We start from the raw sequence: 22,876 nt of genomic DNA, 5'->3' as shown, positions 1-22,876 counted from the left end.
CGATTCCCACGACTCAGCGCAAGCGCGCCGACGTCACATCGACTTGCCGACCGGGCGGATGATCCGGCGCTGCCGCTCGCGGAGGGCGATGAACAGGCTGGAGCCGACGATCACTGCGGTGCCGAGCAGCTCGATCGGCGTCGGGAACTCGCCCCAGGCCAGGAAGCCGAGGCCGAGGGCGAAGACCAGCGAGGCGTAGTCGAAGGGCGCGATCACCGAAGCCGGGGCCAGCTGATACGCCTTGGTCATCAGGATCTGGGCGACACCGCCCAGCACGCCGACTGCGACCAGGATCGGGATGTCGATCGGGTCCGGCCAGACGCCGACGAAGGGCAGGGTGGCGGCCCCGACCACGGCGCCCGACAGGGTGAAGTAGAAGACGATGGTGACGTTCGATTCGGTGTCCGCCATCTTGCGGATCGAGACCATGGCGAAGGCGGTGGCCAGGGCCCCAGCGAGCGCCACCAGCGCGCCGAGCGAAACGCCGGTGGCGGGGGTCGGATGCACCACCAGCAGCACGCCGACGAAGCCGACCACCACCGCGCTCCAGCGGTAGATCCGCACCGTCTCGCCGAGCAGCGGGATGGCGAGCAGGGTGATGAACATCGGCGCGGCGTAGCCCAGCGCCGTCGCGGTCGCCAGCGGCAGCATGCCGAGCGCGGTGAAGCCGCAGAACATCGCGACGAGGCCGGAGCCGGAGCGGCGCAGATGCCCGCCCAGCCGCTCGGTCTTCAGCACCCGGAAGCCGCCGAGCCGATACACCAGCCACAGCACCGGGATCATGGCGAAGAAGCTGCGGACGAAGACGATCTGCCCGACCGGATACTGGTCGCCCAGCTGCTTGATCAGCGCCGACATGCAGGTGAACAGGGCGGCCGAGGCCAGCTTATAGCCGATGGCGGGCAGAATGGAGGCCGGGGCCGCTGCCTCAGCGGACCCTTTCGGTTCGGCCTGGGAGATCGTCATCGGAAACGGGGCCCGTTGCGGCTCGATGTTCCCCAAGACTTACGCCGGACGAATCGGCAGGGCCATCGCCGATCGCGCCGGGTCTGCCATGCGCCGCGGTTCCGGACAGGAAACCTGGGCTGGGTCCGCGAACCCAGCCCAGGCGACGATGCTTACTCCCCGGTCCAGCCCTTGTAGTCGTTGACGTTGTCGCGGGTGACGAGGGTCGAGGGGATCAGGGTCGGATCCTGGGCCGGCTTCTGGCCGTTCAGCAGGCCGACGCCTTCCTGCACCGCCTTGCGGGCCATGAAGAACGGGTCCTGGGCCGAGGACGCCTGCACCAGGGTGTTGCCCTTCAGGGCGGCGACGATGTCGGGGGCGCCGTCGACCGAGGTGATGATGATGTCGCTGCGGCCGAGCTGCTTGGCCGCCAGGTCGGCGCCGATCGCGGTCGGGTCGTTGATGGCGAAGACGCCGTCGATCTTCTCGAACCGGGTCAAGAGGCTCTGCATTACCGCCAGGCCGCCGTCGCGCGAGCCCTTGGCGTCCTGGTCGCCGGACAGGATCTTCAGGTCAGGCAGCTTGTCCCAGACGTTGTGGCAGCCCTTGACCCGGTCGACCACGGCCGAGACCTGGGGGCCGTTGATGATGACGACGTTGCCCTTGTTGCCGAGCTTGTCGGCGATGTACTTGCAGGCGATCTCGCCGGCCTGGACGTTGTCGGTCGTGACCGTGGCGTCGGCGCCCTCGGCCGCGGTGTCGACCGCGACCACGGTGATGCCGGCGGCCTGCGCCTTCTTGATCGCCGGGCCGATCGCCTTCGGGTCGCCCGGGTTCAGCAGGATCATGTCCACGCCGGCGGCGATGAAGTTGTCGATCTGGGTGAACTGCTTGCCCAGGTCGTAGTCGTAGCCGACGGCCTGGACCTCGACGTCCGGGTTGGTCTTCTTCGCCTCGAACTCCGCGCCCTTGGCCAGGGCGACGAAGAACGGGTTGCCCATCGAGCCGAGCGAGACGCCGATCTTCTTGAGATCCTTGGCCTCGGCGGCGCCGACCGAAAGCGCCAGCGCGACGCCGGCGAGCAGGACATGTTTCAGCACGTGGATCCTCCCCTGGTCTCTGCGATGGAGCCGGCGGGGCGACCAGAGATCCCGCCGGCGCTGGGAACCTCAGGTGCGGGCCGATCCCTGCAGGCGCAGCCGGTCGAGCGCGACGGCGCCGATGATGATCAGGCCCTTGATGATGTACTGCCAGACGTCCGGCACCCCGACCAGGATCAGCCCGTTCGACAGCACGGCGATGATCAGCGCGCCCACCAGCGTGCCCCAGATCGAGCCGATGCCGCCGACGAAGGAGGTGCCGCCCAGGATCACCGCGGCGATGGCGTCGAGCTCGTAGCTGACGCCGAGCTGGGTGCCGTTGGCGGCGTAGAGCCGGGCGGCCGACATCACCCCGCCGAGGCCGGCGAGCAGGCCGGAGGCGCCGTAGACGAACAGCAACACGCGCCAGACCTTGATGCCGGACAGCCGGGCCGCGTCCGGGTTGCCGCCGACCGAGTAGATGTGCACGCCCAGCACCGTCCGCCGCAGCACCAGCCAGGAGATCACGATCACCAGGAAGGCGATGATCACCAGCCAGGGCACGCCGAAGAGGGTGCCGTTGCCGATGAAGTCGAAGGACAGGGACGGGTTGAACACGGTGGTGTCGCCGCCCAGGAGGCGGGCGATGCCGCGCACCGCGGTCAGCGAGCCGAGGGTGACGATGAAGGGCGGCAGCCGCAGGAAGGCGATCAGCACGCCGTTGGCGAGGCCGAAGCCCAGGCCGGCGAGCAGGCCGAACAGGATGCCGACCATGCCCATGTCGGGGATCAGCGATCCGATCACCGCGACCATGGCGGAGGCCGCCAGGATCGAGCCGACCGACAGGTCGATGCCGCCGGTCAGGATGACGAAGGTCATGCCCGCGGCCAGAACGGTGTTGATCGCGGCCTGCTGCATCACGATCGACAGGTTCTGCCAGGAGGCGAAGCGGCCCCCCTCGCTCATGAAGTAGAAGGCGATGCACAGCAGGACCAGCACCGGCAGCATGCCGAGGGTGCGGATCAGGCCCTGGATCATCAGCCGGCGTTCGGCGTCGCGGTTCACGGCGGAGGTGGTGGCGGCGTTGTCGGCCATGATTGACGATCCCTTACTGGACGGTGGCTGCGGCGGGGTCGGTGATGCCGGTGGCGAGGGCCATGATCGCCTCCTGGGTCAGCGGGCGGCCCGAGGCGCCGCCGGCCTCGCCCTCGATCCGGCCCTCGCGCATGACGAGGGCGCGGTCGGCGATGCCGATCACCTCCGGCAGCTCCGAGGAGATGACGATGACGCCGATCCCGGCCTTCGCCAGCCCGTCGATGATGCGATAGATCTCCGACTTGGCGCCGATGTCGACGCCGCGCGTCGGCTCGTCGAGGATCAGGATGCGCGGCTTGGTCTCGAGCAGGCGTGACAGCAGCACCTTCTGCTGGTTGCCGCCGGACAGCGCCCCGACCGTGACCTCGGGGTTGGCCACCCGGATCTTCAGCGCGGCGATGGCGTCCCGCGCCCGGACCTTGGCGCGGGCGCGGTCCAGCACGCCGCCGGCCCGGGCATCGGTGCCGCAGACCACGAGGTTGATGTTGTCCTGCACCGACATGTCGAGGAACAGGCCCTGGCCCTTGCGGTCCTCGGTCAGGTAGGCGATGCCGGCGGCGATGGCGTCGCCCGGCCCGTGGATCTGCAGCGGCTTGCCGTCGAGGGCGACCTCGCCCGCGGCCTTCGGCTCGGCGCCGAAGATCAGCCGCGCCAGCTCGGTGCGGCCGGAGCCGACGAGGCCGGCGATGCCCAGCACCTCGCCTTCGTGCAGCTCGAAGCTGCAGCCGCGCACCCGGTGCCCGTCGGCGATGTCGCGGACCGCGAAGATCACCCGGCCGCGGCTCTGATGCGCGTCGTGCTCCTTCTTGTAGAAGCCGGAGATGTCGCGCCCGACCATCATCTTGACCAGGGCCTCGGCGGACAGGCCGTCGCGGTCCAGCGTGCCGACATAGCTGCCGTCGCGCAGCACCGAGACGCGGTCGGACAGCTCGTAGATCTCCGACATCCGGTGGCTGATGTAGATGATCGCCAGCCCCTCGGCCTTCAGCCGGCGGATCAGCTCGAACAGCCGGTCGGTCTCGCGCGCCGACAGGGCGGTGGTCGGCTCGTCCATCACCAGGATGCGGGCCTGGGCGTGGATGGCGCGGGCGATCTCGACCAACTGGCGCTCGGCGATCGACAGGGCGCCGACCAGCGTGGTCGGGCGGAAGCTCGCGCCCAGCCGCTTCAGCACGTCCTCGCAGCCCGCCAGCATGGCCTTGCGGTCGACGAAGGGGCCGGATTTCGGCTCGCGGCCGAGATAGATGTTCTCCGCCACCGTCAGGTTCGGCGACAGGCTCAGCTCCTGGTAGATCACGGCGATGCCCAGCTGCTTGGCGGCGAGCGGGCCGTTGATCGTCACGTCCTTGCCGTCGAGGCGGATGGTGCCGCCGGCATCGGCCTGGTAGGCGCCGGACAGCACCTTCATCAGGGTCGACTTGCCGGCGCCGTTCTCGCCCATCAGGGCATGGATCTCGCCCGGATAGACGGTCAGGTCGACCCGGGTCAGCGCCTTCACCCCCGGAAAGGTCTTGGAGATGCCCCGCATCTCCAGGACCGGCGCGGGGGCGGCGTTAGTCTGCGGCTGCAGCATGGTCGCGCCATCCTCTCTCGTCGGCGCTGCGGGTCAGGATCGAGGCCCGCGGCGAGAAGCTGAAGAACATCGGCAGGCTGGCGGCGCCGATGGCGCCGGCGTCGCAGCCGAAGGAGCCGTGCAGGAGGCGCGGCGGCTGGCCGGCCTCCGGCACGGTGGCGGCCAGCCGCGCCTGCAGCCGGCCGATCAGGGCGTCGATCAGCCCGTCGTCGATATCGGCGTCGATGATCACGCTGCGCACCTCCAGCAGGGCGGCGGCGGACCAGATCGCGTCGGTCAGGGCGTCGACGCAGTCCCCGACCCATTCCGCCACCGCCGGCCGGCCGGCGGCGATCGCGGCCTTCAGGTCGGCGCGGCCGCCGCCCGGCAGGCCGTGGAAGGCGAGGTGGCGCGACAGCGCGTTCAGCGAGGCCCGGGTCAGCAGGATGTCGCGGCCGTCGGCGGGGGGGGGGGCGGAGGCGAGGCGCCCCGGCCCGACCGGCAGCAGCGCCACGTCGCCGGCATTGCCGGTCGGGCCGCGCAGGCAGTCGCCGCCCAGCACCACGCCGCCGCCGATGGCCGGGCCGATGAACAGGTACAGGAAATCGTCGATGCTGCGGCCGATGCCGTAGAACAGCTCGGCCACGGCGGCGGCGGTGCCGTCGTTCTCGCCGAAGACGGGCAGGCCGGTCGCCGCCTCCAGCATCGCCGCGAAATCGACCGTGTCCCAGGCGGCGAAATCGGCCGGCGGCAGGTCCAGCTGGTGCAGCCAGGCGCCGAGATTGTAGGGCTGGGCCAGGCCGATGCCGGCCAGCTTCGGGCGGTCGGCGGGGGCCAGGACGGCCAGCAGCTCCTCGACGTCCCGGCGGGCGACGCGCAGCGCCTCGGCCGGGGCGGGCAGGAGACCGTCATGGCTGCGGCGGGCGATCACGGCGCCGCCGAAATCGATCAGCACCGCCTCCATGCTGCGCCGGTCCAGCCGCACGCCGATGCCGTAGGCGCCCCTCGGCGCCAGCCGGTACAGGGGGGCGGGCTGGCCGCGGCCGCCATCGTGCCGCTTGCCGAGCGAGACGATCAGCCCATCTCTTTCGAGCTGTGCGATGATGCCGCCGATCGCGGTGTTGGTCAGGTCGGCCAGCCGGGCCAGCTCGGCCTTCGACGCCTCGCCGGCGCGGCGCAGGGTCTGCAGCACCAGCCGCTCGTTGTAGCGGCGGAGCTGCACGGAATTCGTGCCGCGGCGGATGGCGGACGATCGTCGCACTTCCTGACCTTCCTCCCGGGCACGTGGTCGAGATTAATTGAACGCGATGGAATTAATCCCGATGCGCCGTCCGCGTCAAGGGACGGTTTCTCCCGTTCCTGCGCCGGGCTGTGACAGGAGCTTTCGCGGCCGGGGCGATGCCGAAGCCGTCAACCATTAGTATGAGGTCCGGTGGTCCGGCAGCACCGGGGGCGGAGCGCTCGGCAGCCGCAGGCGGACATGCAGCCCGCCGAGCGCGCCGGGTTCCAGCCGGTCCACCGGCACATTCATGCGCCGGCACAGCTCGGCGACGATCGAGAGGCCGAGGCCGACCCCATTGCCCCCGGAGCGCCCGAGCCGCTGGAACCGCTCGAAGGCGCGTTCAAAGGCTTCCGCCGACAGGCCGGGGCCATCGTCTTCCACCAGCAGGTCGACGGAGGCCGGCTGGACTCGGGCGACCGTGACGATGACACGGCCCGGCGAGGCGGCGTACTTCACCGCGTTCTCGACGAGGTTCCGCAGCACGATCGCCAGCAGCTCAGGGTAAGCCGTGACGGCGGCCGACCGGGGTGAGTCCAGCGTGACCTCGACGTCGCGCTCATTGGCCGATGGGACCAGGTCGGCGATGACGGACTGAACGAGCTCGATCAGATCGATGCGGCTCCCGGGGCTCCGCGTGAGATCGATCGACTGCGACCGGGCGACGTCGAGCAACTGCGCGACCAGACGGCCCGCCCGGTTCGTGGCCTCCAGGATATTGGCGAAGCGCGGCTGGATGCGCTCGGGTACGTCACCTTCGAGGGCCTCCACCTGCGCCCGGATTGCCGTCAGCGGGGTACGCAGCTCGTGGGCCGCGTTCGACACGAAGTCGCGCTCGTGTTCCAGCACCAGCTGCAGCCGCGCCATCAGGCCGTTGAGCGCGTGGGCGACCCCTCGCAGCTCGCTCGGGGCCTCCGCCTCGTCCAGCGGCGCGAGGTTTTCCTCGCTGCGATCGCGGACCTGGTCGGCGAATGCGCCGAGCGGCTTCAGGCCGGAGCGGATGCCGACAGTCATGGCAAACCTGATCAATGCCGCCGCGATCAGGACATAGCCCGCGACCAGGCCGGCCACCTGGAGCGAGGAGAAGAACGGCTCATATGTGTCGACGCCGATCGCGACCCGTGTGCCGGTACGCTCGTCCTCGAAGTTGTCGATGGTCACCGAATCGCCGTGGATATCGACCGTTCCCTTCACGGGCAGAGCCAGAAGTTGTTCTGCCGGCAGCGGCTCCGAGGCATAGAGCAGTTGCCCGTTCCGGCTGATCACGATCAGGTAGTCGTGGAGGTCGACTTCGAAGTCGGAGCTCCGTTGCGGTGTGAGCAGCGGAAACACCGTCGGCGAAGCCGGCTGTGTCGATGCGAAGGCCAGCATCAGCTGTGCCGTGTGAGCGGTCCGGCTGTGGAACGACTCGTTGTACTCCAACGCGACGGCGGCCACGATCAGGAGGGATGCCGGCGCCCAGACCGCCGCGATCAGCCAGGCCAGTCGACGGTGCAGGCGCGCGCGGATCGAGGGCATGCTATTCCCTCGGCAGCATATAGCCGACCCCGCGGATCGTCTGGATCAGATCGGCGCCCAGCTTGCGGCGGATCTGGGAGACGAACACTTCCAGCGTGTTGCTCTCGGCCTCCCCGCTCCAGCCGTAGAGGTGATCCTCGAGGGCGTGCCGGGTGAGGACCCGCCCCTGGTTCTCGACGAACAGCATCAGCAGCGCGAACACCTTCGGCGTCAACGTGATGCTTTCGCCGCCGCGCAGCACGGCGAAGGATGCGGGATCGATCCAAAGGTCCCGGTATTGCAAGCCCTCCGACGGGCGGTCGCCGCGGCGACGGGCGAGCGCGCGGCAGCGGGCCAGCAGCTCCTCCATGGCGAACGGCTTGACCAGATAGTCGTCGGCGCCGAGGTCGAGGCCGCGGACACGGGCATCCAGCTCGTAGCGCGCGCTCAGGATCAGGATCCGCAGGCCCTGACCGCCCGCCCGCTGTTCCCGCAGGACCTCGAGGCCATCCCGGTCCGGCAGGCCGAGGTCGAGGATCATCAGGTCGAAGGCGTCCAGGTCGGTGATCCCGCCGAGGCCGGCGGCGTTCTCGAGCCAGTCGACGGTCATGCCGGATCGGGTCAGGCGCGTGCGGATGGCGTCGCCGATCAGCGGATCGTCCTCGACGAGCAGGATGCGCATGACTCACTCCCGGTTGGTCGGGCGACACGGTTCCATCGGAACCTGAAGCGAAGCTGAATCGCCGCCTTCCCCATGTTCAGGTCCGGTTCAGGCATCGGTGGCAGGGTCCACGCCGAATCCGACCCAACATAAGGCATAGCCAATATGGGAAGCACATCGTTCGGCCGCGGGATGGTCCTGGCGGCGACCCTCTGCGTCACGGCGGCGGTCCAGGCGGCGGCGCGGAGCGCGGCGGCCCAGGACCAGCCTCCCGCGGAATGGTCGTTCACCCTCGGCGCCGGCGCCATGTATGCGTCGGATTACGAAGGGTCCGACGACTACACGGTGATGCCGTTGCCGTTCGTGGAGGTGTCCTGGCAGGATCGCATCCGTCTGAGCGGACTGGGGATATTCGCTACGCCATTCATGACCGACGGCCTGCGGTTCGACCTCGGCGTCAAGTACGAGTTCGGGCGCTATGAGGACGACAACGACGCCCTGAAGGGGCTCGGCGATCTCGAGGTCGGCGCAGTCGCGGTCGTCCGCTTCGGCTATGAGGCCGGTGCCGTGAACCTCGGCCTGGAAATCGCCCGTGACCTGACCGGCGACCGCAACGGCCTGACGGCCACCGCCGAGGCGGAGTACGCGATCCAGCTGCTCGACGACGTCCGGCTCAGCATGACCCCGCACCTCACCTGGGCCGACGACGAGTACATGAGCAACACCTTCGGCATCACCGCGGCCCAGGCTGCGCGATCCGCCCGCGGACTCGCCAGCTACGATGCCGGCAGCGGTCTGAAGGACGTCGGCATCAATCTCGGCGTTGGATACGCGCTGACCGACTCGATCCAGGTCATGGGCCAGGTCGGCTACAGCCGGCTGCTCGGTGACGCCGCCGACAGCCCGCTGGTCACCGATGAGGGCAGCGCCGATCAGTTCTCCGCGATGCTCGGTTTGGCCTACCGCTGGTAGCGGAGCGAGGGGCGGCGGACGCGCTCTCCGTTTCCACCCTCCCCAAGCCTGCTGGACGACGGCTCGATCGACGGATCGGTGAGGTGAGATGGTTTCGGTGTTCTGTCGTGGCGGTCGACTGAAGCCTTGGAGGCTTCTGTTGTTCTGCGCCTGCGCGGCGGCGGCGGTCATCCTGGATTTCGGCGTCCTGGCCGAGGAAGCAAGGCCGGACCAGCAGCGGATCCTGCCGTCGATCATCGTCACCGAGGCTGTGGAGCGCAGGATCGGCGATCATGTTCTTGCGACCGGCTCGATCGAGGCGATCGAGGAGATCCTTGTCTCGCCGCTCGTTGACGGGCTCTCGATCCGGGCTTTGAGCGCCGATATCGGAGACCGGGTCGAACAGGGCGGCACGCTGGCCGTCCTCGATGGCGATGCGCTGTTTCTGGAGAAAGGTCAGCTCGAGGCGAGAGTCGCCAGGGCGGAAGCCGCGGTCGTTCAGTCCCAGGCACAGCTTATCGAAGCCAGGGCGAATTCGGAGGAGGCGACGCGCGTCGCCGATCGCGCCGAGCTTCTGTCGGCCAACAAGACGGTCTCGCGGGCGGAGGTCGACCGGCTGAAGGCGCTGGCCACCGCCTCGGAGGCCCGCCTCGGTGCGGCCGAGCAGGCCCTGGCCATTGCGGTGGCGGACGCCAGGCTGGCCCGCGCGCAGCTCGATGACATCGACCTGCGTCTCGCCCGCACGGCCGTCAAGGCTCCCGTCGGCGGCGTGATCTCTGCCAGGAATGCCAAGGTGGGCGGCGTCGTCGCCGGCAGCGGTCTGCCGCTCTACACGATCATCCGCGACGGTCTCATCGAGATGAAGGCCGAAGTGGCCGAGGCCGACCTCATCAAGCTCGCGGTCGGGCAGTCCGCAGCGGTCAGGCTCGCCGGCAGCAGCACGACCGTCCAGGGGAAAATCCGCATGGTGAGACCGACGGTCGATCCGCAGACGCGTCTCGGCACCGTCCACATCACCATCGCCGATACGGCCAAGGCCCGAGCGGGCATGTATGCGAGCGCAACCATCATCGCCGAAGAGAAGCAGGCGGTCGTCTTGCCGCGGACGTCCGTCACGTCAGCGCACGGCATATCCACGGTCCGCAAGGTCGAAAATGGCGTCGTGCGGCTGGTGCCGGTGACGGTCGGCATCCAGGACGGGTCATTCGTCGAGATCCTCTCCGGCCTCGAGGCGGGCGAGCAGGCAGTGGCAAAGGCCGGCGCCTTCGTGCGCGACGGTGACCGGATCATTCCGGTCAAGCCGGCCCAGCCGTTCACCAACTGACCGGACTCGAGACCATGAACCTCTCTGCCTGGTCGATCCGCAATCCGATCGCGCCGATTCTGGTGTTCTTCGTGCTCGTCGTGCTGGGCTGGCAATCGTTCAACGCCTTGCCGATCACGCAATTCCCGAACATCGACATTCCGATCGTCTCGATCGTCGTCACGCAGAGCGGCGCCACGCCGGTCGAACTCGAAACCCAGGTCACCAAGCTGATCGAGGACGAGGTCGCCAGCATCTCCGGTGTCGATCACATCGGGTCGACGATCACTGACGGGCGATCCGCGACGTCTGTCACCTTCCGCCTGGAGGTGCCCACCGCCCAGGCCGTGCAGGATGTCGAGGATGCGGTCGACCGGATCCGCGGCGATCTTCCGGCCGCGATCGATCCCCCGATCGTATCGAGAGTCGAGTTCGAAGCTCAGGCGATCCAGACCTTTGCGGTCTCCTCGCCCGGCATGACGCTCGAAGATCTGTCCTGGTTCGTCGACGACACGGTCGTCCGGGCCATCCAGGGGCAGCGTGGCGTCGGCCGCGTCGAGCGCCACGGCGGCACCGACCGTGAGATTCGCGTCGAGCTCGATGCCGATCGTCTGGACTCCTTCGGCATCACCGCGGCCGACGTCAACGGGCAGCTCCGCCGGATGAACCTGGATCTCGGCTCCGGCCGCGGCCAGGTCGGCGGCAGCGAACAGGCGATCCGCATGCTGGGCGATGCGCGCGACGTGGCCAAGCTCGCCGACACGATGATCTGGCTGCCGAACGGCCGCTTCGCTCGGCTGTCCGCACTCGGCCAAGTGGCTGATATCGTCGAAGAGCCTCAGTCCTTTTCCCGCTTCAACGGGACCCCGGTCGTGACGTTCTCCGTGTTCCGGGCCAAGGGCGCCAGCGAGGTGAGCGTCGCCGAGTTGGTGGCCAAGACGCTCGACGACATCCGCGCGAAGCACCCCGGCGTCACCATCGAGATGGTCGACGATGCGGTCTCCATCACCCGTGGAACCTACGAGGCCGCACTGGACGCCCTGATCGAGGGCGCGCTCCTTGCCGTCCTCGTCGTGCTGGTGTTCCTGCGCAGCTGGCGATCGACGCTGATCGGGGCGGTCGCCCTGCCGCTGTCGGCCGTTCCGACCTTCTGGGCCATGGAGCTGCTCGGCTTCTCGCTGAACCAAGTCAGCCTGCTGGCCGTAACGCTCGCGACCGGCATCCTGGTCGACGACGCGATCGTGGAGATCGAGAACATCGCGAGGCACGTCCGGATGGGCAAGTCGCCCTACCGTGCCGCGATCGATGCCACGGACGAGATCGGCCTCGCGGTGATCGCCACCACCCTCGCCCTGATCGCGGTGTTCCTGCCCGTCTCCTTCATGCCCGGCATCCCGGGGCAATACTTCATCCAGTTCGGCCTGACGGTCGCGGTCTCCGCCTTCTTCTCTCTCCTGGTCGCCCGCCTGATCACGCCGGTCATGGCGGCCTATCTGATGCGCCCGACGGATATCGGCGTGGATGGTCATGGCCGTGCCGACAGCGGCATCATGAAGCTCTATGCGCGCCTCCTCGGGGTCACGACCCGCCGGCGCTACACGACGCTGCTCGCCGCCATCGGCTGCCTGGGCGTCTCCATCCATTTCATGGCCCAGATCCCGGGCAGCTTCATGCCGCCGGAGGACGATTCTCGCATCACCCTGGCGATCGAGCTGCCGCCGGGCGCGATGCTCGAGGATACGGAACGCATGACGGCGGCAATCTATAATCGGATCAAGGATATCGCTGGTATCCAGAGCGTCCTGGTGCTCGGCGGCGTGTCCCCGCGCGGCGATCTCGAGCTGAGGCTCGCCACCGTCACCGTGCTTCTCGAACCGCTCGACCATTCGCTCTTCACCAAGGTCATGAACACCGTAGTCGGCTGGATTCGGATCGCCGACCTCTATTTGCCGAAGCCGCCGTCGGCCGGCCGAACCAGGCCTCAATCACAGATCGAAGCGGACATCCTGGGCCGGCTGCGTTCGATCCCCGATGTCCGCGTCTTCAAGGTCAACGAAGAGGGCACGCACGACCTGTCCTTCAACCTGCTGTCCGAAGACGAAGCGGATCTGGACCAGGCGGTCGCGATGCTCGAGGCGAAGCTGCGTGCCGACCCGCTGTTCATCGATGTCAGCACGGACGGTTCCTTGCCCCGGCCGGAACTGCAGATCCGGCCGCGCGGCGACCGGATGGCTCGACTTGGCGTCATGCCGGAGCAGATTTCTCAGGTCATTCGTGTCGCCACCATTGGCGACACCGACGAGCAGCTGGCGAAGATCGCGCTCGGCGGACGGCTGATCCCGATCCGTGTGCAGCTCGACGGCGACTTCCGCACCGACATCGCCGCAATCCGCAACCTGAAGGTCGAGACCGGGGCCGGATCGACCGTTCCGCTGTCCAGCGTCGCGGAGATCGACACTTCGGAGGGACCGGGTTCGATCAGGCGCCATGACCGCCACCGCGTTGTCGCACTGGGCGCGAACCTGCCGGCCGGCGTAGCACTCGACACTGCGTCCGAACGCTTCAAGCAGCTCGCGGCCGAGGCCGACCTTCCTGCGACGGTTGCGTTTTTCGAGAGCGGCGATGTCGAGCTGCAGGGGGAGGTGCAACAGAGCTTCGCCAATGTGATGATCCTGGCGCTGATGCTGGTGCTGGTCGTCCTGATCCTGCTCTTCAGGGACGTGGCGCAGCCTTTCACGATCCTGTTCTCGCTGCCGCTCGCGATCGGCGGTGTCGCGGCGGGGCTGATCCTGACCCGGAACGCGCTCTCGATGCCGGTGCTGATCGGCATCCTCATGCTGATGGGCGTCGTCAGCAAGAACGCCATCCTGCTCGTCGACTTCGGCATCGAGATGATGCGTCGCGGCATGGACCGTACGGTCGCGATCATCGAAGCCGGGCGCAAGCGGACGCGGCCGATCGTCATGACCTCGATCGCAATGTCCGCAGGCATGCTGCCCTCCGCGCTCGGCGTCGGCGAAGGCGGCTCCTTCCGCGCCCCGATGGCGATCGCCGTCATCGGGGGCATCATTGCGTCGACGGTCCTGAGCCTCGTCGTCGTCCCCTCCTTCTTCCTGATCATGGACGACCTCTCACGGCTGCTCGTCCGCATCTTCGGCCGCTGGGTGGGCAAAACGGACGAGGACGGGCCGCCGCCCGATCGCGAAGCGCTGGCCAAGCTCGCCGCCGAGCGGGGCAGGGCGGTCGAAAGTCCGGGCGAGCGCGTCAGGATGCCGGATGCGATCGTTCCCGATCAGTTCGGATCTCAGGACCCGCCTGAAACCGGCCATCGCAGCCAGCCCCCGAAACAAACATGACCGTGCGATCCCGAGCCCTAACCAATTCGAGATGTCGATCAAGGCGTACCTCTCCGTCACCTTGTCATGACACCTTCGCGCCGCTCCTGCGACCTACTCCTCGAAGCGGCCCGTGGCGTCGCGATCGCGGTCGTACCGTCTCGTGAGCGGAAACGGCGGCAACCAGGACTCGCGGCGGATGATCCAGCTTTCGTAGGTCGGCATCAGCTGGTCGGGGGCGTCCAGGGCGCCCAGGTTCACTTCGATCTCGTCCGCGCTGCGGGCGAAGACGGAGGAGCCGCAGCGGGGGCAGAAGAACCGCCCGGCATAGTCGCGTGTCTCGCCTTCGATCGTCACCGCATCCTGAGGGAACACCGCGGACGCGCTGAAAAGGGCTCCATGATGCTTGCGGCAGTCGAGACAGTGGCAGAGGCCGACCCGATATGGGCGCCCCGACGCCACAATCCGGACGTTGCCGCACAGGCAGCCGGCGGTGAAGCGGTCCATGCTGCGCCTCCTCTGACATCAAGCGGACGGAATGGTTGCAACGAACGGCACTGTCATTGCAATGGCCCGCTGCGGGCGGCGCAGCGGCACGAATGTCGCGGTTCGAGGATGCGAACCCGACCTATGCGGAGCCGGGCACCGGCAGCTCGGCGATCCGCCACAGGCCCAGCGCCTTATCGCGATAGGCGCCGCCCTCCTCGGTGCAGCCCTCGACGATGACGCGGTGCGGCGCCGGCAGGCCGAAAGGCGGGCGCTGCAGGTTCAGCGGCCGCCAGTCGCCGTCGGCGATGGCGCGGTTGCCCTGCAGCTCGAGGAAGGTGGTGGTCAGCAGCCAGGTCGAGCCGGAGCGGCGGAGATTGGCGAAGGCGGCGGCGATGCTCTCGGCCGAGAGATGCACCAAGCAGTCGCGGCACAGCACGACATCGGCCTTCGGCAACAGGTCGCGGGTCAGGTCCAGGCGCAGGAAGCGGCGCCGGCCGGTCTCGCCGTAGCGCACGATGTTCTTGGCGACCAGGTCGGCGACGATGTCGCCGCCGGTGTATGAGATGCCGTCGAGATCGGTCCGGCTCATCCAGCCGAAATCGCCGCAGGGCAGGTCGAGCAGCGAGGTCGCGCCGAGCTCGCGCAGCAGGGCCGGGATCGCCTGGCGCAGCCGGGCGGTGCCGTCGAGGCCGGAGCCCAGGCCCGAGCGCGACTCCTCGGCGCCCCAGACGTTGTTGCGCCAGATGTAGTCGAAGGTGTCGGCCAGGCCGAGCCCGGCCAGCGCCCCGGTGTGGCGGCGGTAGACGCGCTGGGCCAGCGCCTCCGGCCGGTCGGCGTCGGCGAGCGGCTTGATCTCATTCGTCATCGCGGGCCTTTCAGGCGGCGCAGGCCTCGGCCCGGCGAGGGCGGATGCCGAGGAAGCGGCAGATCGCCAGCGTCAGCTCGGCCCGGTTCAGGGTGTAGAAGTGGAACTCCTCCACCCCATGGGCCTGCAGCTGCCGGCACTGCTCGACCGCGACCGAGGCGGCGACCAGCTGGCGCGTGTCCGGGGTCTCGTCCAGCCCCTCGAACAGCATCTCCAGCCAGTCCGGGATGGCGGCGCCGCAGGCGGTCGCGAACTCCTTGGTGCGGGCGAAGTTGGTGATCGGCAGGATGCCCGGCACGATCGGCAGGCCGATGCCGGCCGCGGCGGCACGGTCGCGGAAGCGCAGGAACGCCTCGGTGTCGAAGAAGAACTGGGTCAGCGCCCGGTCTGCGCCGGCATCGGCCTTGCGCTTCAGGTTGTCCAGGTCGAACTCGGCCGAAGGCGCCGCCGGGTGGACTTCCGGATAGGCCGCGACCGAGATGTCGAAGGGGGCGATGCGGCGCAGCCCCGCCACCAGGTCGACAGCATAGGCATAGCCGTCCGGCCGCACCTCGTAGGGCGCGCCGCCGGGCGGGTCGCCGCGCAGCGCCACGATGCGGCGGATGCCGGCGGCCCACAGGGCGCGGGCGACGCCGTCGATCTCCTCGCGCGAGGCGCCGACGCAGGTCAGGTGCGAGGCGGTGGGCAACCCGCTGCCGTCCTGGATCCGGGTGACGATGCCGAAGGTGCGGTCGCGGGTCGACCCGCCGGCGCCGTAGGTGACCGAGACGAAGTCCGGCGCCAGCGGCGCCAGCCGCGTCACCGTCTCCATCAGCGTCGCCTCCGCCGCCTCGGTCTTGGGCGGGAAGAATTCGAAGCTGACGATGGGGTCACGGCGGCCGGCTTCGGCCGGGGCATTCGCATGGGGGAGGTGGGTCATGCCGCGGCTCTCCGTTGCGCCGCCCGCCGGGCGGGCCAGATGGTGACGGTGAGGGGGGCGCCGGGCAGATGCACCGGCGGTTCGGCGTCGAAGCCGGCCCGCTCCAGCCAGCGGGCGAAGATGTCGTCGGGAAAGCCGAGCCAGCGATGGGCGTGCTCGGTGCGCAGATTCTCGACATCGTGCGGCGCGAAATCGGCGACGATCAGCCGGCCGCCGGGGCGCAGCACCCGCGCCGCCTCGGCGATCGCCGCGGCCGGGTCCTCCAGGTGATGCAGCACGTGGTGGACCAGCGCGACGTCGAAGGATTCGCCGGGCAGCGGCAGCTGGTACAGGTCGCCCTGCCGCACCTGGCAGTGCCGCTGCAGCCCGGCGCGCTCGATATTGGCGCGGGCCACCGACAGCATCTCGCGCGACAGATCGATGCCGACCGCGCGGCGCACCCGCTCGCCCAGCAGGATCAGCATGCGGCCGCTGCCGGTGCCGAGGTCCAGCAGGTCGCCGATCTCGCCGGGCGGCAGCAGGTCCAGGATCGCCTGCTCGACCGCGCTGTCGGCGATGTGCAGGGTGCGGATCTCGTCCCAGTGCGAGGCGTTGTCGCGGAAATAGCCGGCGGCGGCCTCGGCGCGCTGGCGCTTCACCGCCTCCAGCCGCTCCAGGTCCAGCCCGACCGTGGCGTCGGCGTCGGGGATCAGGTCGACCAGGCTGCGCGCCAGCTCGGCCACCGCGCCGGTCTCGGCCAGGCGGAAGAAGGCGTAGGTGCCCTCGCGGAACCGGTCCAGCAGGCCGGCCTCGGCCAGCAGCTTCAGGTGGCGCGACACGCGCGGCTGGCTCTGGCCCAGGATCTGCGTCAGGTCGGTGACCGACAGATCGCCATGGGCGCACAGCATCAGGATCCGCAGCCGTGTCGGCTCGGCCGCCGCCCTCAGCCCCTGCAGCAGACGCTCCACGACCCTCCGGCCTCCCGCTCCTCAGCTTGCACCGAGGGGAGGATAGCAAACTCCCAGCAAGACATAAACATGTCTTTATGTGTTTGTGTGGAGCGCCTGCGGGATAGCCCTATAAACGTCATTGCGAGCGCAGCGAAGCAATCCAGGGGCCGGTGCGCACCGGCCCCTGGATTGCTTCGTCGGCTTCGCCTCCTCGCAATGACGAGAGGGGATGAGGCGCCTACAGCGCCCCCATCTCGATCAGCTCCCGCCGTGCCTGTTCGGGCGATTCGAAGCGGATGGCGCGCATGCCGACGGCGCGGGCGCCGGCGACGTTGTCGGGGTTGTCGTCGATGAAGATGCAGTCCGAGAGGGTGAGGCCGAAGCGGCTCTCCAGCAGCCGGTAGATCCGCGCATCGGGCTTCAGCAGCTTCTCATGGGCCGAGACGATGACGCCGTCGAACCAGCCCAGGAACGGCCATTTGGTCAGCGCCAGCGCGAACTTCTCGGCCGAGAAGTTGGTGATGGCATAGACCTTGTCGCCGCGGTCCTTCAGCCCCTTCAGGATCTCGACCGTGCCCTCGATGACATGGGGCACCATCTCCTCCCAGCGCTCGTCGAAGGCGCGGATCAGGGGCTCGTGATGCGGGAACTCGGCGACCTTCGCGGCGACGGCCTCGGCGAAGGGCGTGCCGGCATCCATCGACAGATTCCAGTCATGGGTGCAGACTTCGGCCAGGAACAGTTCCATCGCCGCCTCGTCCGCGAACAGCTTGCGATAGAGATGCCGCGGGTTCCACTCGAGCAGCACGGCGCCGATGTCGAAGACGACGGTCGGACGCGGCAGGTCCGGGCGTGACGAGGTCATGGCAAGAGGCTCCGCTTCGGGCTATGTGGAGTCGCTGGTAGCACGCGGGGAAAGCCGACCCAAGCCATGAAGCTGCACACCTATTACCGCTCCTCGGCCGCCTATCGGGTCCGTATCGCCATGGCGCTGAAGGGGCTCGACTACGATTCGGTGTTCCATCATCTGCGCCGGGGCGAGCAGGCGGCCGAGCCCTACCGCTCGCTGAACCCGCAGAAGCTGGTGCCGGCGCTGGAAGGCGAGGGGGCGGTGATCACCCAGTCCCTCGCCATCATCGAATATCTCGAGGAAACCCATCCCAACCCGCCATTGCTGCCGCCCGACCCGGCAGGCCGGGCCCGGGTGCGGTCGATCGCGCTGTCGATCGCCTGCGAGATCCATCCGATCAACAACCTGCGCGTGCTGCGCTATCTGCGCTCGCCGCTCGGCCATGACGAGGCGGCGATCGAGGAGTGGTACCGGCACTGGGTGGCGGAGGGTCTCGGCGCGCTGGAGATCCAGCTGTCCCGATCGCCGGACACCGGGGCCTTCTGCCACGGCGCGATGCCGACCGTCGCCGATTGCTGCCTGATCCCGCAGCTGTACAACGCCCGCCGCTTCGACTGCGACCTCAACCCCTATCCGACGCTGCTGGGGATCGAGGAGCGGGCGGTGGCGCTGCCGGCCTTCGCCGAGGCGGCGCCGGAGCGCCAGGGCGACGCGGAAGCCTAAGACCGTGCCGGAAACACGCCGGCGCGGCCGTCTAGCGGCGGTTCCTGCGCTTCCGGTGCTCACGGACCAAACGTCCGCTGCGCTCCGGTTCTCGGAACCATCGCTATCCGACGCACGCCGACGCGTTTCCGACACGGTCTCCTGAACAACCACCGGTCCCAAAATCCGGTAACAAACGAGGGGGCAGCATGACGACGGAGACGGCCGACACCAGCCCGACCGCCTGGTTCCAGGAGATGACGCCGCCGGAGCGGCGGACCTTCTGGGCCTGCTTCGCCGGCTGGGGCCTGGATGCGATGGACGTCCAGATCTACAGCTTCGTGATCCCGACCATCATCGCGCTGTGGAGCCTGACCAACGCCCAGGCCGGCCAGATCGCCACGGTGACGCTGCTCTGCTCCGCCGTCGGCGGCTGGGCCGCGGGCCTGCTGGCCGACCGCATCGGCCGGGTGCGGACGCTGCAGCTGACCATCCTGTGGTTCTCGGTCTTCACCTTCCTCAGCGGCTTCGCTCAGAGCTTCGAGCAGCTCTTGATCGCCCGCGCCCTGATGGGCTTCGGCTTCGGCGGCGAATGGGCCGCCGGTGCCGTGCTGATGGGCGAGGTGATCCGGGCCGAGCATCGCGGCAAGGCCGTGGGCACGGTGCAGTCGGGCTGGGCCATCGGCTGGGCGGTGGCGCTGATCGTCAAGACGGTGCTGTTCCTGGCCTTCGACCCGTCCGTCGCCTGGCGCTACCTGTTCTTCATCGGCATCCTGCCGGCGGTCCTGGTGTTCTTCCTGCGCCGCTTCGTCGACGAGCCGCCGGTGTTCGCCGAGACGCAGCGCCGGATCGCCGAGACCGGCGACCGGCCCGGGCTGCTCGAAATCTTCTCCGGCCCGGTCCTGAAGATCACGATCCTGACCTCGCTGCTGACCACCGGCGCGCAGGGCGGCTACTACGCCATCACCACCTGGCTGCCGAGCTATCTCAAGGGCCAGGGCCTGTCGGACATCGGCAGCAGCGGCTATCTCGCCGTGGTCATCGCCGGGTCGTTCACGGGCTATCTGGTCGGTGCCTATCTCGCCGACCGGATCGGGCGGAAGAAGCTGTTCTTCCTGTTCTCGGCCTGCGCCATCGTCATGGTGTTCGCCTATACCAGCCTGAACCTGAGCAACGAGGCGGTGCTGCTGCTGGGCTTCCCGCTCGGCTTCTTCGGCTCGGGCTATTTCAGCGGCGTCGGCGCCTTCCTGACCGAGCTGTTCCCGACCCGGGTGCGCGGCTCCGGCCAGGGCTTCGCCTACAATTTCGGACGCGGCGTCGGCGCCCTGTTCCCGATGCTGGTCGGCTATCTCAGCGCCGGCATGCCGCTGGGCCGGGCGATCGCGGTCTTCGCGATCGGCGCCTACGCCCTGCTGTTCGTCGCCGCGCTGGCCCTGCCCGAAACCAAGGGGAAGACCCTGCATGTCGACGGCTGACCCGCTGCCCACCGCGCCGCTGTGCCAGGGCCCGGACCCGGCGCCGCGGCCGCCGCGCCGGATCGTGCTGCCGGCCGGGGCCTGCGACACCCACGCCCATGTCATCGGCGGGCCGCCGAATTACCCGCTGGTCGCGACCCGCAGCTACACCCCGCCCGAGGCGCCGCCGGAAGCCTATCTCGGCATGCTCGACGCGGTCGGCATGGCCCGCGGCGTGCTGGTCCAGGTCAGCGTGCACGGCACCGACAACCGGCTGATGGTCGAGACGCTGCAGGCCAACCGCGGCCGGCTGCGCGGCATCGCCGTGGTCGAGGCCGACGCGCCCGACGTGGAGCTGGCGCGGCTGAAGGACGCCGGCGTGGTCGGCCTGCGCCTCAACGTGCTGTTCGGCGGCGGCGTCGGCTTCGACCGGCTGGAGCGCTTCGGCGACCGCTGCCGCGAGCTGGGCTGGCACCTGCAGTTCCTGCTCGACGCCCGGACGCTGCCCGAGCTGGCACCGCGGCTGGAGCGGCTGCCGGTACCCTTCGTCGTCGACCATATGGGCCACATGCCGGTCTCGGCCGGGATCGGCCATCCCGGGTTCCAGGCGCTGCTGGGCCTGCTGCGCCGGGGCAAGGGCTGGGTCAAGCTGTCCGGCGCCTTCCGCGTCTCGACGGCCGGCCCGCCCTATGCCGACACCATCCCCTTCGCCCGCGCCCTGGTCGAGGCCGCGCCGGACCGGATGGTGTGGGGCAGCGACTGGCCGCATGTCGCGCATCCCGGTCCGATGCCGAATGTCGGCGAGCTGCTGGACCTGCTGGCCGACTGGGTGCCCGACCCGGCGCAGCGCGACGCCGTCCTCGCCGCCAACCCGGCCCGGCTGTACGGCTTCGGCTGAGCCTACGGGATGTGCGCGAGCTCCAGCTTGATCCCGTCGGGATCGGCGAAGAACACGGCGTAGTAGCCGGGGGCATAGCCGTACTCGGCGGGCGCATCCAGGACGGTCAGGTCGCGCTCCCGCAGCAGGCGGTGCAGCGCGTCGACTTGCTCGCGGCTGTCGGCATGCCAGCAGATGTGGTGCAGCCCTGGGGAGTACCGGTCGTGGCCGAGATAGGCGCGATCGGGTTTCGCCGCGACCAGGGTGAAGCGCTGCGGGGCGCCGCCGGCGGGTGCGTCCCAGGCGGCGCGGTCCGGGTCGATCTTCACCAGCTTGAAGCCGAGGAACTCCAGCACCGGCCGATAGAACGCCGCCGAGCGCTCGACATCGGTGACCGTCAGATAGATGTGGCTGAGCGAACCGAGCCTGGCCATGTGCGTTCTCCCGATCGGGCGTCCTGGACTCGGAACGGGATCCGCCGCGTCGCCGTTCCGCAGCGCATGAGAGTCGCGACCTTCAACGTCAACGGCATCAACGGCCGCCTGCCGGTGCTGCTGCGCTGGCTGGGCGAGGCGGCGCCCGACATCGTCTGCCTGCAGGAGCTGAAGGCGCCGCAGGAGCGGTTCCCGGTCGCCGCGATCCGCGCCGCCGGCTATGGCGCGATCTGGCATGGGCAGAAGGGCTGGAACGGCGTCGCCATCCTGGCGCGCGGCACCGAGCCGATCGAGACCCGTCGCGGCCTGGCGGGCGATCCGGACGACAGCCACAGCCGCTACATCGAGGCGGCGGTCGCGGGAATGCTGGTCGGGTGCCTGTACCTGCCGAACGGCAACCCGGCACCCGGGCCGAAATTCGACTTCAAGCTGCGCTGGTTCGAACGGCTCGCCGCCCGTGCCGCCGAGCTGCTGGCCTCCGGCGCCCCGGTCGTCCTGGCCGGCGACTTCAACGTCATGCCCACCGACTTCGACGTCTATAAGCCGGAGCGCTGGGTCGACGACGCGCTGTTCCGGCCGGAGGTGCGGGAGGCGTTCCGGCGGCTGACAGCGCAGGGCTGGATCGATGCGCTGCGAAAGCGGCATCCAGGCGAGCGGATCTATACCTTCTGGGACTATGTCCGGAACGCCTATGCCCGCGACGCTGGGCTCAGGATCGACCATCTGTTGCTGAGCCCGGGACTGGCCAAGCGGCTGAAGGCGGCCGGCGTCGACCGGCATGTCCGCGGATGGGAGAAGGCCAGCGATCACGCGCCGGCCTGGATCGATCTCGGGAAGGCCCGGTAAGCTGCAGCGCGAAGAGGGGGGGGACGCCGATGTGCAACGAGTACAGCTCGAAGGTGGATGTCGCGACCGTCAACCAGGACTTCGCGGCCGCGGGCATCGAGCTCCGCGCCTCCGAGGGCACGCCGAACCTCGAGGCGCGGGACAGCATCCGGATCACCGAGACGGCGCCGATCGTCCGCATGGCCGAAGGCGGGGCGGGCGACCTGGTGCAGCGGCGCTGGAGTTGGCCGGGGCCGGGCGGCAGGCCGGTCTACAACTTCCGCTCCGACGGCCGTGAGTTCGCCACCGGCCGCTGCCTGATCATCGCCGACGGCTTCACCGAGTTCACCGACCCGGCGGAGCCGGGCAAGAAGCGCAAGGACAAGTGGCGGTTCACCCGGACAGGACAGCCCTGGTTCTGCATCGCCGGGATCTGGCGGGCCGCGCCCGATGTGGGCGAGGCCTTCACCATGCTGACCACGCCGCCCGGGCCGGACATCGCGCCCTACCACGACCGCCAGGTCGCCCTCCTGGACCGCGCCGACTGGGCCGCCTGGCTGGATCCCGCCGTGTCCGCGAAGACCCTGCTGAAGCCGCTGCCGGCAGGGAGCCTGACGGTCGTGCAGATCGGCTGACCTAGGCCGGATTTCTCACACCCCCTGCGTCCTGCGCCGGTTCAAAATGCCGACAGGGCAGGAGAGCGGCGCAGCGCGATGGGGATGCATCGGGCAAGCCGTTCGACGCACCCTGTCGGCATTTTCAACCGGCCCGAAGGATCGCCTTGCGGCGGCCGCCTGCGGGCGCGGGCCGCTCAACCGTATGTCCCTATACGCTT

21 protein-coding genes are annotated in these 22,876 nt (G+C 69.2%); 8 read left to right on the top strand and 13 right to left on the bottom strand.

Annotated elements, in window-relative coordinates:
- Positions 1 to 33: 33 nt before the first annotated feature.
- The 7 genes from LG391_RS17360 to LG391_RS17330 form a co-directional block, all read right to left on the bottom strand.
- Entirely contained in the window at positions 34 to 966 is a 933-nt protein-coding gene (locus LG391_RS17360; protein ID WP_225769254.1) for a DMT family transporter, read from the bottom strand.
- A 152-nt stretch (positions 967 to 1,118) separates the two neighbouring features.
- Complete coding sequence (locus LG391_RS17355; RefSeq protein ID WP_225769253.1) at positions 1,119 to 2,045, bottom strand: ABC transporter substrate-binding protein; 927 nt, start codon at positions 2,043 to 2,045, stop codon at positions 1,119 to 1,121.
- Positions 2,046 to 2,114: 69 nt separating this feature from the next.
- Complete coding sequence (locus LG391_RS17350) at positions 2,115 to 3,119, bottom strand: ribose ABC transporter permease (RefSeq protein ID WP_225769252.1); 1,005 nt, start codon at positions 3,117 to 3,119, stop codon at positions 2,115 to 2,117.
- 13 nt (positions 3,120 to 3,132) lie between these two features.
- Positions 3,133 to 4,692, bottom strand: coding sequence for a sugar ABC transporter ATP-binding protein (locus tag LG391_RS17345; RefSeq protein WP_225769251.1), 1,560 nt, complete (start codon positions 4,690 to 4,692; stop codon positions 3,133 to 3,135).
- Complete coding sequence (locus LG391_RS17340) at positions 4,673 to 5,932, bottom strand: ROK family transcriptional regulator (protein ID WP_225769250.1); 1,260 nt, start codon at positions 5,930 to 5,932, stop codon at positions 4,673 to 4,675. The genes LG391_RS17345 and LG391_RS17340 overlap by 20 nt, the downstream gene beginning before the upstream one ends.
- Before the next feature lie 156 nt (positions 5,933 to 6,088).
- Positions 6,089 to 7,468 carry a HAMP domain-containing sensor histidine kinase gene (locus LG391_RS17335; protein WP_225769249.1) on the bottom strand — a complete coding sequence of 460 codons (1,380 nt, stop codon included), beginning with the start codon at positions 7,466 to 7,468 and terminating at the stop codon, positions 6,089 to 6,091.
- Between the two features lies 1 nt (position 7,469).
- Entirely contained in the window at positions 7,470 to 8,129 is a 660-nt protein-coding gene (locus tag LG391_RS17330; RefSeq protein WP_225769248.1) for a response regulator transcription factor, read from the bottom strand.
- A 171-nt stretch (positions 8,130 to 8,300) separates the two neighbouring features.
- On the opposite strand from LG391_RS17330, the gene LG391_RS17325 reads away from it, so the two are divergent.
- From LG391_RS17325 to LG391_RS17315, 3 genes are all read left to right on the top strand, one after another.
- Positions 8,301 to 9,080 carry a MipA/OmpV family protein gene (locus tag LG391_RS17325; RefSeq protein WP_225769247.1) on the top strand — a complete coding sequence of 260 codons (780 nt, stop codon included), beginning with the start codon at positions 8,301 to 8,303 and terminating at the stop codon, positions 9,078 to 9,080.
- 88 nt (positions 9,081 to 9,168) lie between these two features.
- Complete coding sequence (locus LG391_RS17320; RefSeq protein ID WP_225769246.1) at positions 9,169 to 10,383, top strand: efflux RND transporter periplasmic adaptor subunit; 1,215 nt, start codon at positions 9,169 to 9,171, stop codon at positions 10,381 to 10,383.
- Positions 10,384 to 10,397: 14 nt separating this feature from the next.
- Entirely contained in the window at positions 10,398 to 13,718 is a 3,321-nt protein-coding gene (locus LG391_RS17315; protein WP_225769245.1) for an efflux RND transporter permease subunit, read from the top strand.
- 93 nt (positions 13,719 to 13,811) lie between these two features.
- On the opposite strand, the gene LG391_RS17310 is transcribed toward LG391_RS17315, so the two are convergent.
- The 5 genes from LG391_RS17310 to LG391_RS17290 form a co-directional block, all read right to left on the bottom strand.
- On the bottom strand, positions 13,812 to 14,204 hold the full coding sequence (locus LG391_RS17310; RefSeq protein WP_225769244.1) for a GFA family protein: 393 nt from the start codon (positions 14,202 to 14,204) through the stop codon (positions 13,812 to 13,814).
- Between the two features lie 121 nt (positions 14,205 to 14,325).
- A complete protein-coding gene (locus LG391_RS17305; RefSeq protein ID WP_225769243.1) occupies positions 14,326 to 15,051 on the bottom strand; it encodes a class I SAM-dependent methyltransferase in 726 nt (241 codons plus the stop codon).
- 10 nt (positions 15,052 to 15,061) lie between these two features.
- Positions 15,062 to 15,970 (bottom strand): methylenetetrahydrofolate reductase [NAD(P)H], encoded by a 909-nt coding sequence (gene metF / locus LG391_RS17300; RefSeq protein ID WP_225769242.1) that lies wholly within the window; start codon positions 15,968 to 15,970, stop codon positions 15,062 to 15,064.
- Entirely contained in the window at positions 15,967 to 16,917 is a 951-nt protein-coding gene (locus tag LG391_RS17295; protein ID WP_225769241.1) for a metalloregulator ArsR/SmtB family transcription factor, read from the bottom strand. The genes metF and LG391_RS17295 overlap by 4 nt, the downstream gene beginning before the upstream one ends.
- Before the next feature lie 220 nt (positions 16,918 to 17,137).
- Entirely contained in the window at positions 17,138 to 17,764 is a 627-nt protein-coding gene (locus LG391_RS17290; RefSeq protein WP_225769240.1) for an HAD family phosphatase, read from the bottom strand.
- Positions 17,765 to 17,830: 66 nt separating this feature from the next.
- Between LG391_RS17290 and maiA the strand changes: the two genes are divergently transcribed.
- The 3 genes from maiA to LG391_RS17275 all read left to right on the top strand — a co-directional run bounded on the left by maiA (position 17,831) and on the right by LG391_RS17275 (position 20,803).
- The gene (maiA, locus tag LG391_RS17285; protein WP_225769239.1) at positions 17,831 to 18,472 is read left to right on the top strand and encodes a maleylacetoacetate isomerase; all 642 of its coding nucleotides are present in this window, start codon (positions 17,831 to 17,833) and stop codon (positions 18,470 to 18,472) included.
- A gap of 188 nt (positions 18,473 to 18,660) precedes the next feature.
- Positions 18,661 to 19,926: an MFS transporter gene (locus LG391_RS17280; protein WP_225769238.1), complete on the top strand. Its 1,266-nt coding sequence runs from the start codon at positions 18,661 to 18,663 to the stop codon at positions 19,924 to 19,926.
- Positions 19,913 to 20,803, top strand: a complete 891-nt coding sequence (locus LG391_RS17275) for an amidohydrolase (protein ID WP_225769237.1) — start codon at positions 19,913 to 19,915, stop codon at positions 20,801 to 20,803. The genes LG391_RS17280 and LG391_RS17275 overlap by 14 nt, the downstream gene beginning before the upstream one ends.
- A gap of 2 nt (positions 20,804 to 20,805) precedes the next feature.
- On the opposite strand, the gene LG391_RS17270 is transcribed toward LG391_RS17275, so the two are convergent.
- Entirely contained in the window at positions 20,806 to 21,216 is a 411-nt protein-coding gene (locus tag LG391_RS17270) for a VOC family protein (RefSeq protein WP_225769236.1), read from the bottom strand.
- Between the two features lie 66 nt (positions 21,217 to 21,282).
- Here LG391_RS17270 and xth point away from each other — a divergent pair, with 66 nt between their 5' ends.
- Positions 21,283 to 22,062: an exodeoxyribonuclease III gene (xth, locus tag LG391_RS17265; protein WP_225769235.1), complete on the top strand. Its 780-nt coding sequence runs from the start codon at positions 21,283 to 21,285 to the stop codon at positions 22,060 to 22,062.
- A gap of 29 nt (positions 22,063 to 22,091) precedes the next feature.
- Complete coding sequence (locus LG391_RS17260; protein ID WP_225769234.1) at positions 22,092 to 22,676, top strand: SOS response-associated peptidase; 585 nt, start codon at positions 22,092 to 22,094, stop codon at positions 22,674 to 22,676.
- Positions 22,677 to 22,876 lie beyond the last annotated feature (200 nt).

Source organism: Inquilinus sp. Marseille-Q2685, assembly GCF_916619195.1.
Lineage (GTDB): Bacteria > Pseudomonadota > Alphaproteobacteria > DSM-16000 > Inquilinaceae > Inquilinus.
This window is presented reverse-complemented; position numbering and strand designations above follow the sequence as displayed.

What these genes read in the sequence shown, in the direction of transcription:
- LG391_RS17330 (WP_225769248.1), bottom strand. Translation starts at nt 8,129, where the DNA reads ATGCGCATCCTGCTCGTCGAGGACGATCCGCTGATCGGCGACGCCATC.
- LG391_RS17350 (WP_225769252.1), bottom strand. Translation starts at nt 3,119, where the DNA reads ATGGCCGACAACGCCGCCACCACCTCCGCCGTGAACCGCGACGCCGAA.
- LG391_RS17270 (WP_225769236.1), bottom strand. Translation starts at nt 21,216, where the DNA reads ATGGCCAGGCTCGGTTCGCTCAGCCACATCTATCTGACGGTCACCGAT.
- LG391_RS17290 (WP_225769240.1), bottom strand. Translation starts at nt 17,764, where the DNA reads ATGACCTCGTCACGCCCGGACCTGCCGCGTCCGACCGTCGTCTTCGAC.
- LG391_RS17310 (WP_225769244.1), bottom strand. Translation starts at nt 14,204, where the DNA reads ATGGACCGCTTCACCGCCGGCTGCCTGTGCGGCAACGTCCGGATTGTG.
- LG391_RS17305 (WP_225769243.1), bottom strand. Translation starts at nt 15,051, where the DNA reads ATGACGAATGAGATCAAGCCGCTCGCCGACGCCGACCGGCCGGAGGCG.
- metF (WP_225769242.1), bottom strand. Translation starts at nt 15,970, where the DNA reads ATGACCCACCTCCCCCATGCGAATGCCCCGGCCGAAGCCGGCCGCCGT.
- LG391_RS17280 (WP_225769238.1), top strand. Translation starts at nt 18,661, where the DNA reads ATGACGACGGAGACGGCCGACACCAGCCCGACCGCCTGGTTCCAGGAG.
- LG391_RS17335 (WP_225769249.1), bottom strand. Translation starts at nt 7,468, where the DNA reads ATGCCCTCGATCCGCGCGCGCCTGCACCGTCGACTGGCCTGGCTGATC.
- LG391_RS17275 (WP_225769237.1), top strand. Translation starts at nt 19,913, where the DNA reads ATGTCGACGGCTGACCCGCTGCCCACCGCGCCGCTGTGCCAGGGCCCG.
- xth (WP_225769235.1), top strand. Translation starts at nt 21,283, where the DNA reads ATGAGAGTCGCGACCTTCAACGTCAACGGCATCAACGGCCGCCTGCCG.
- LG391_RS17345 (WP_225769251.1), bottom strand. Translation starts at nt 4,692, where the DNA reads ATGCTGCAGCCGCAGACTAACGCCGCCCCCGCGCCGGTCCTGGAGATG.
- maiA (WP_225769239.1), top strand. Translation starts at nt 17,831, where the DNA reads ATGAAGCTGCACACCTATTACCGCTCCTCGGCCGCCTATCGGGTCCGT.
- LG391_RS17320 (WP_225769246.1), top strand. Translation starts at nt 9,169, where the DNA reads ATGGTTTCGGTGTTCTGTCGTGGCGGTCGACTGAAGCCTTGGAGGCTT.
- LG391_RS17260 (WP_225769234.1), top strand. Translation starts at nt 22,092, where the DNA reads ATGTGCAACGAGTACAGCTCGAAGGTGGATGTCGCGACCGTCAACCAG.
- LG391_RS17315 (WP_225769245.1), top strand. Translation starts at nt 10,398, where the DNA reads ATGAACCTCTCTGCCTGGTCGATCCGCAATCCGATCGCGCCGATTCTG.
- LG391_RS17325 (WP_225769247.1), top strand. Translation starts at nt 8,301, where the DNA reads ATGGTCCTGGCGGCGACCCTCTGCGTCACGGCGGCGGTCCAGGCGGCG.
- LG391_RS17360 (WP_225769254.1), bottom strand. Translation starts at nt 966, where the DNA reads ATGACGATCTCCCAGGCCGAACCGAAAGGGTCCGCTGAGGCAGCGGCC.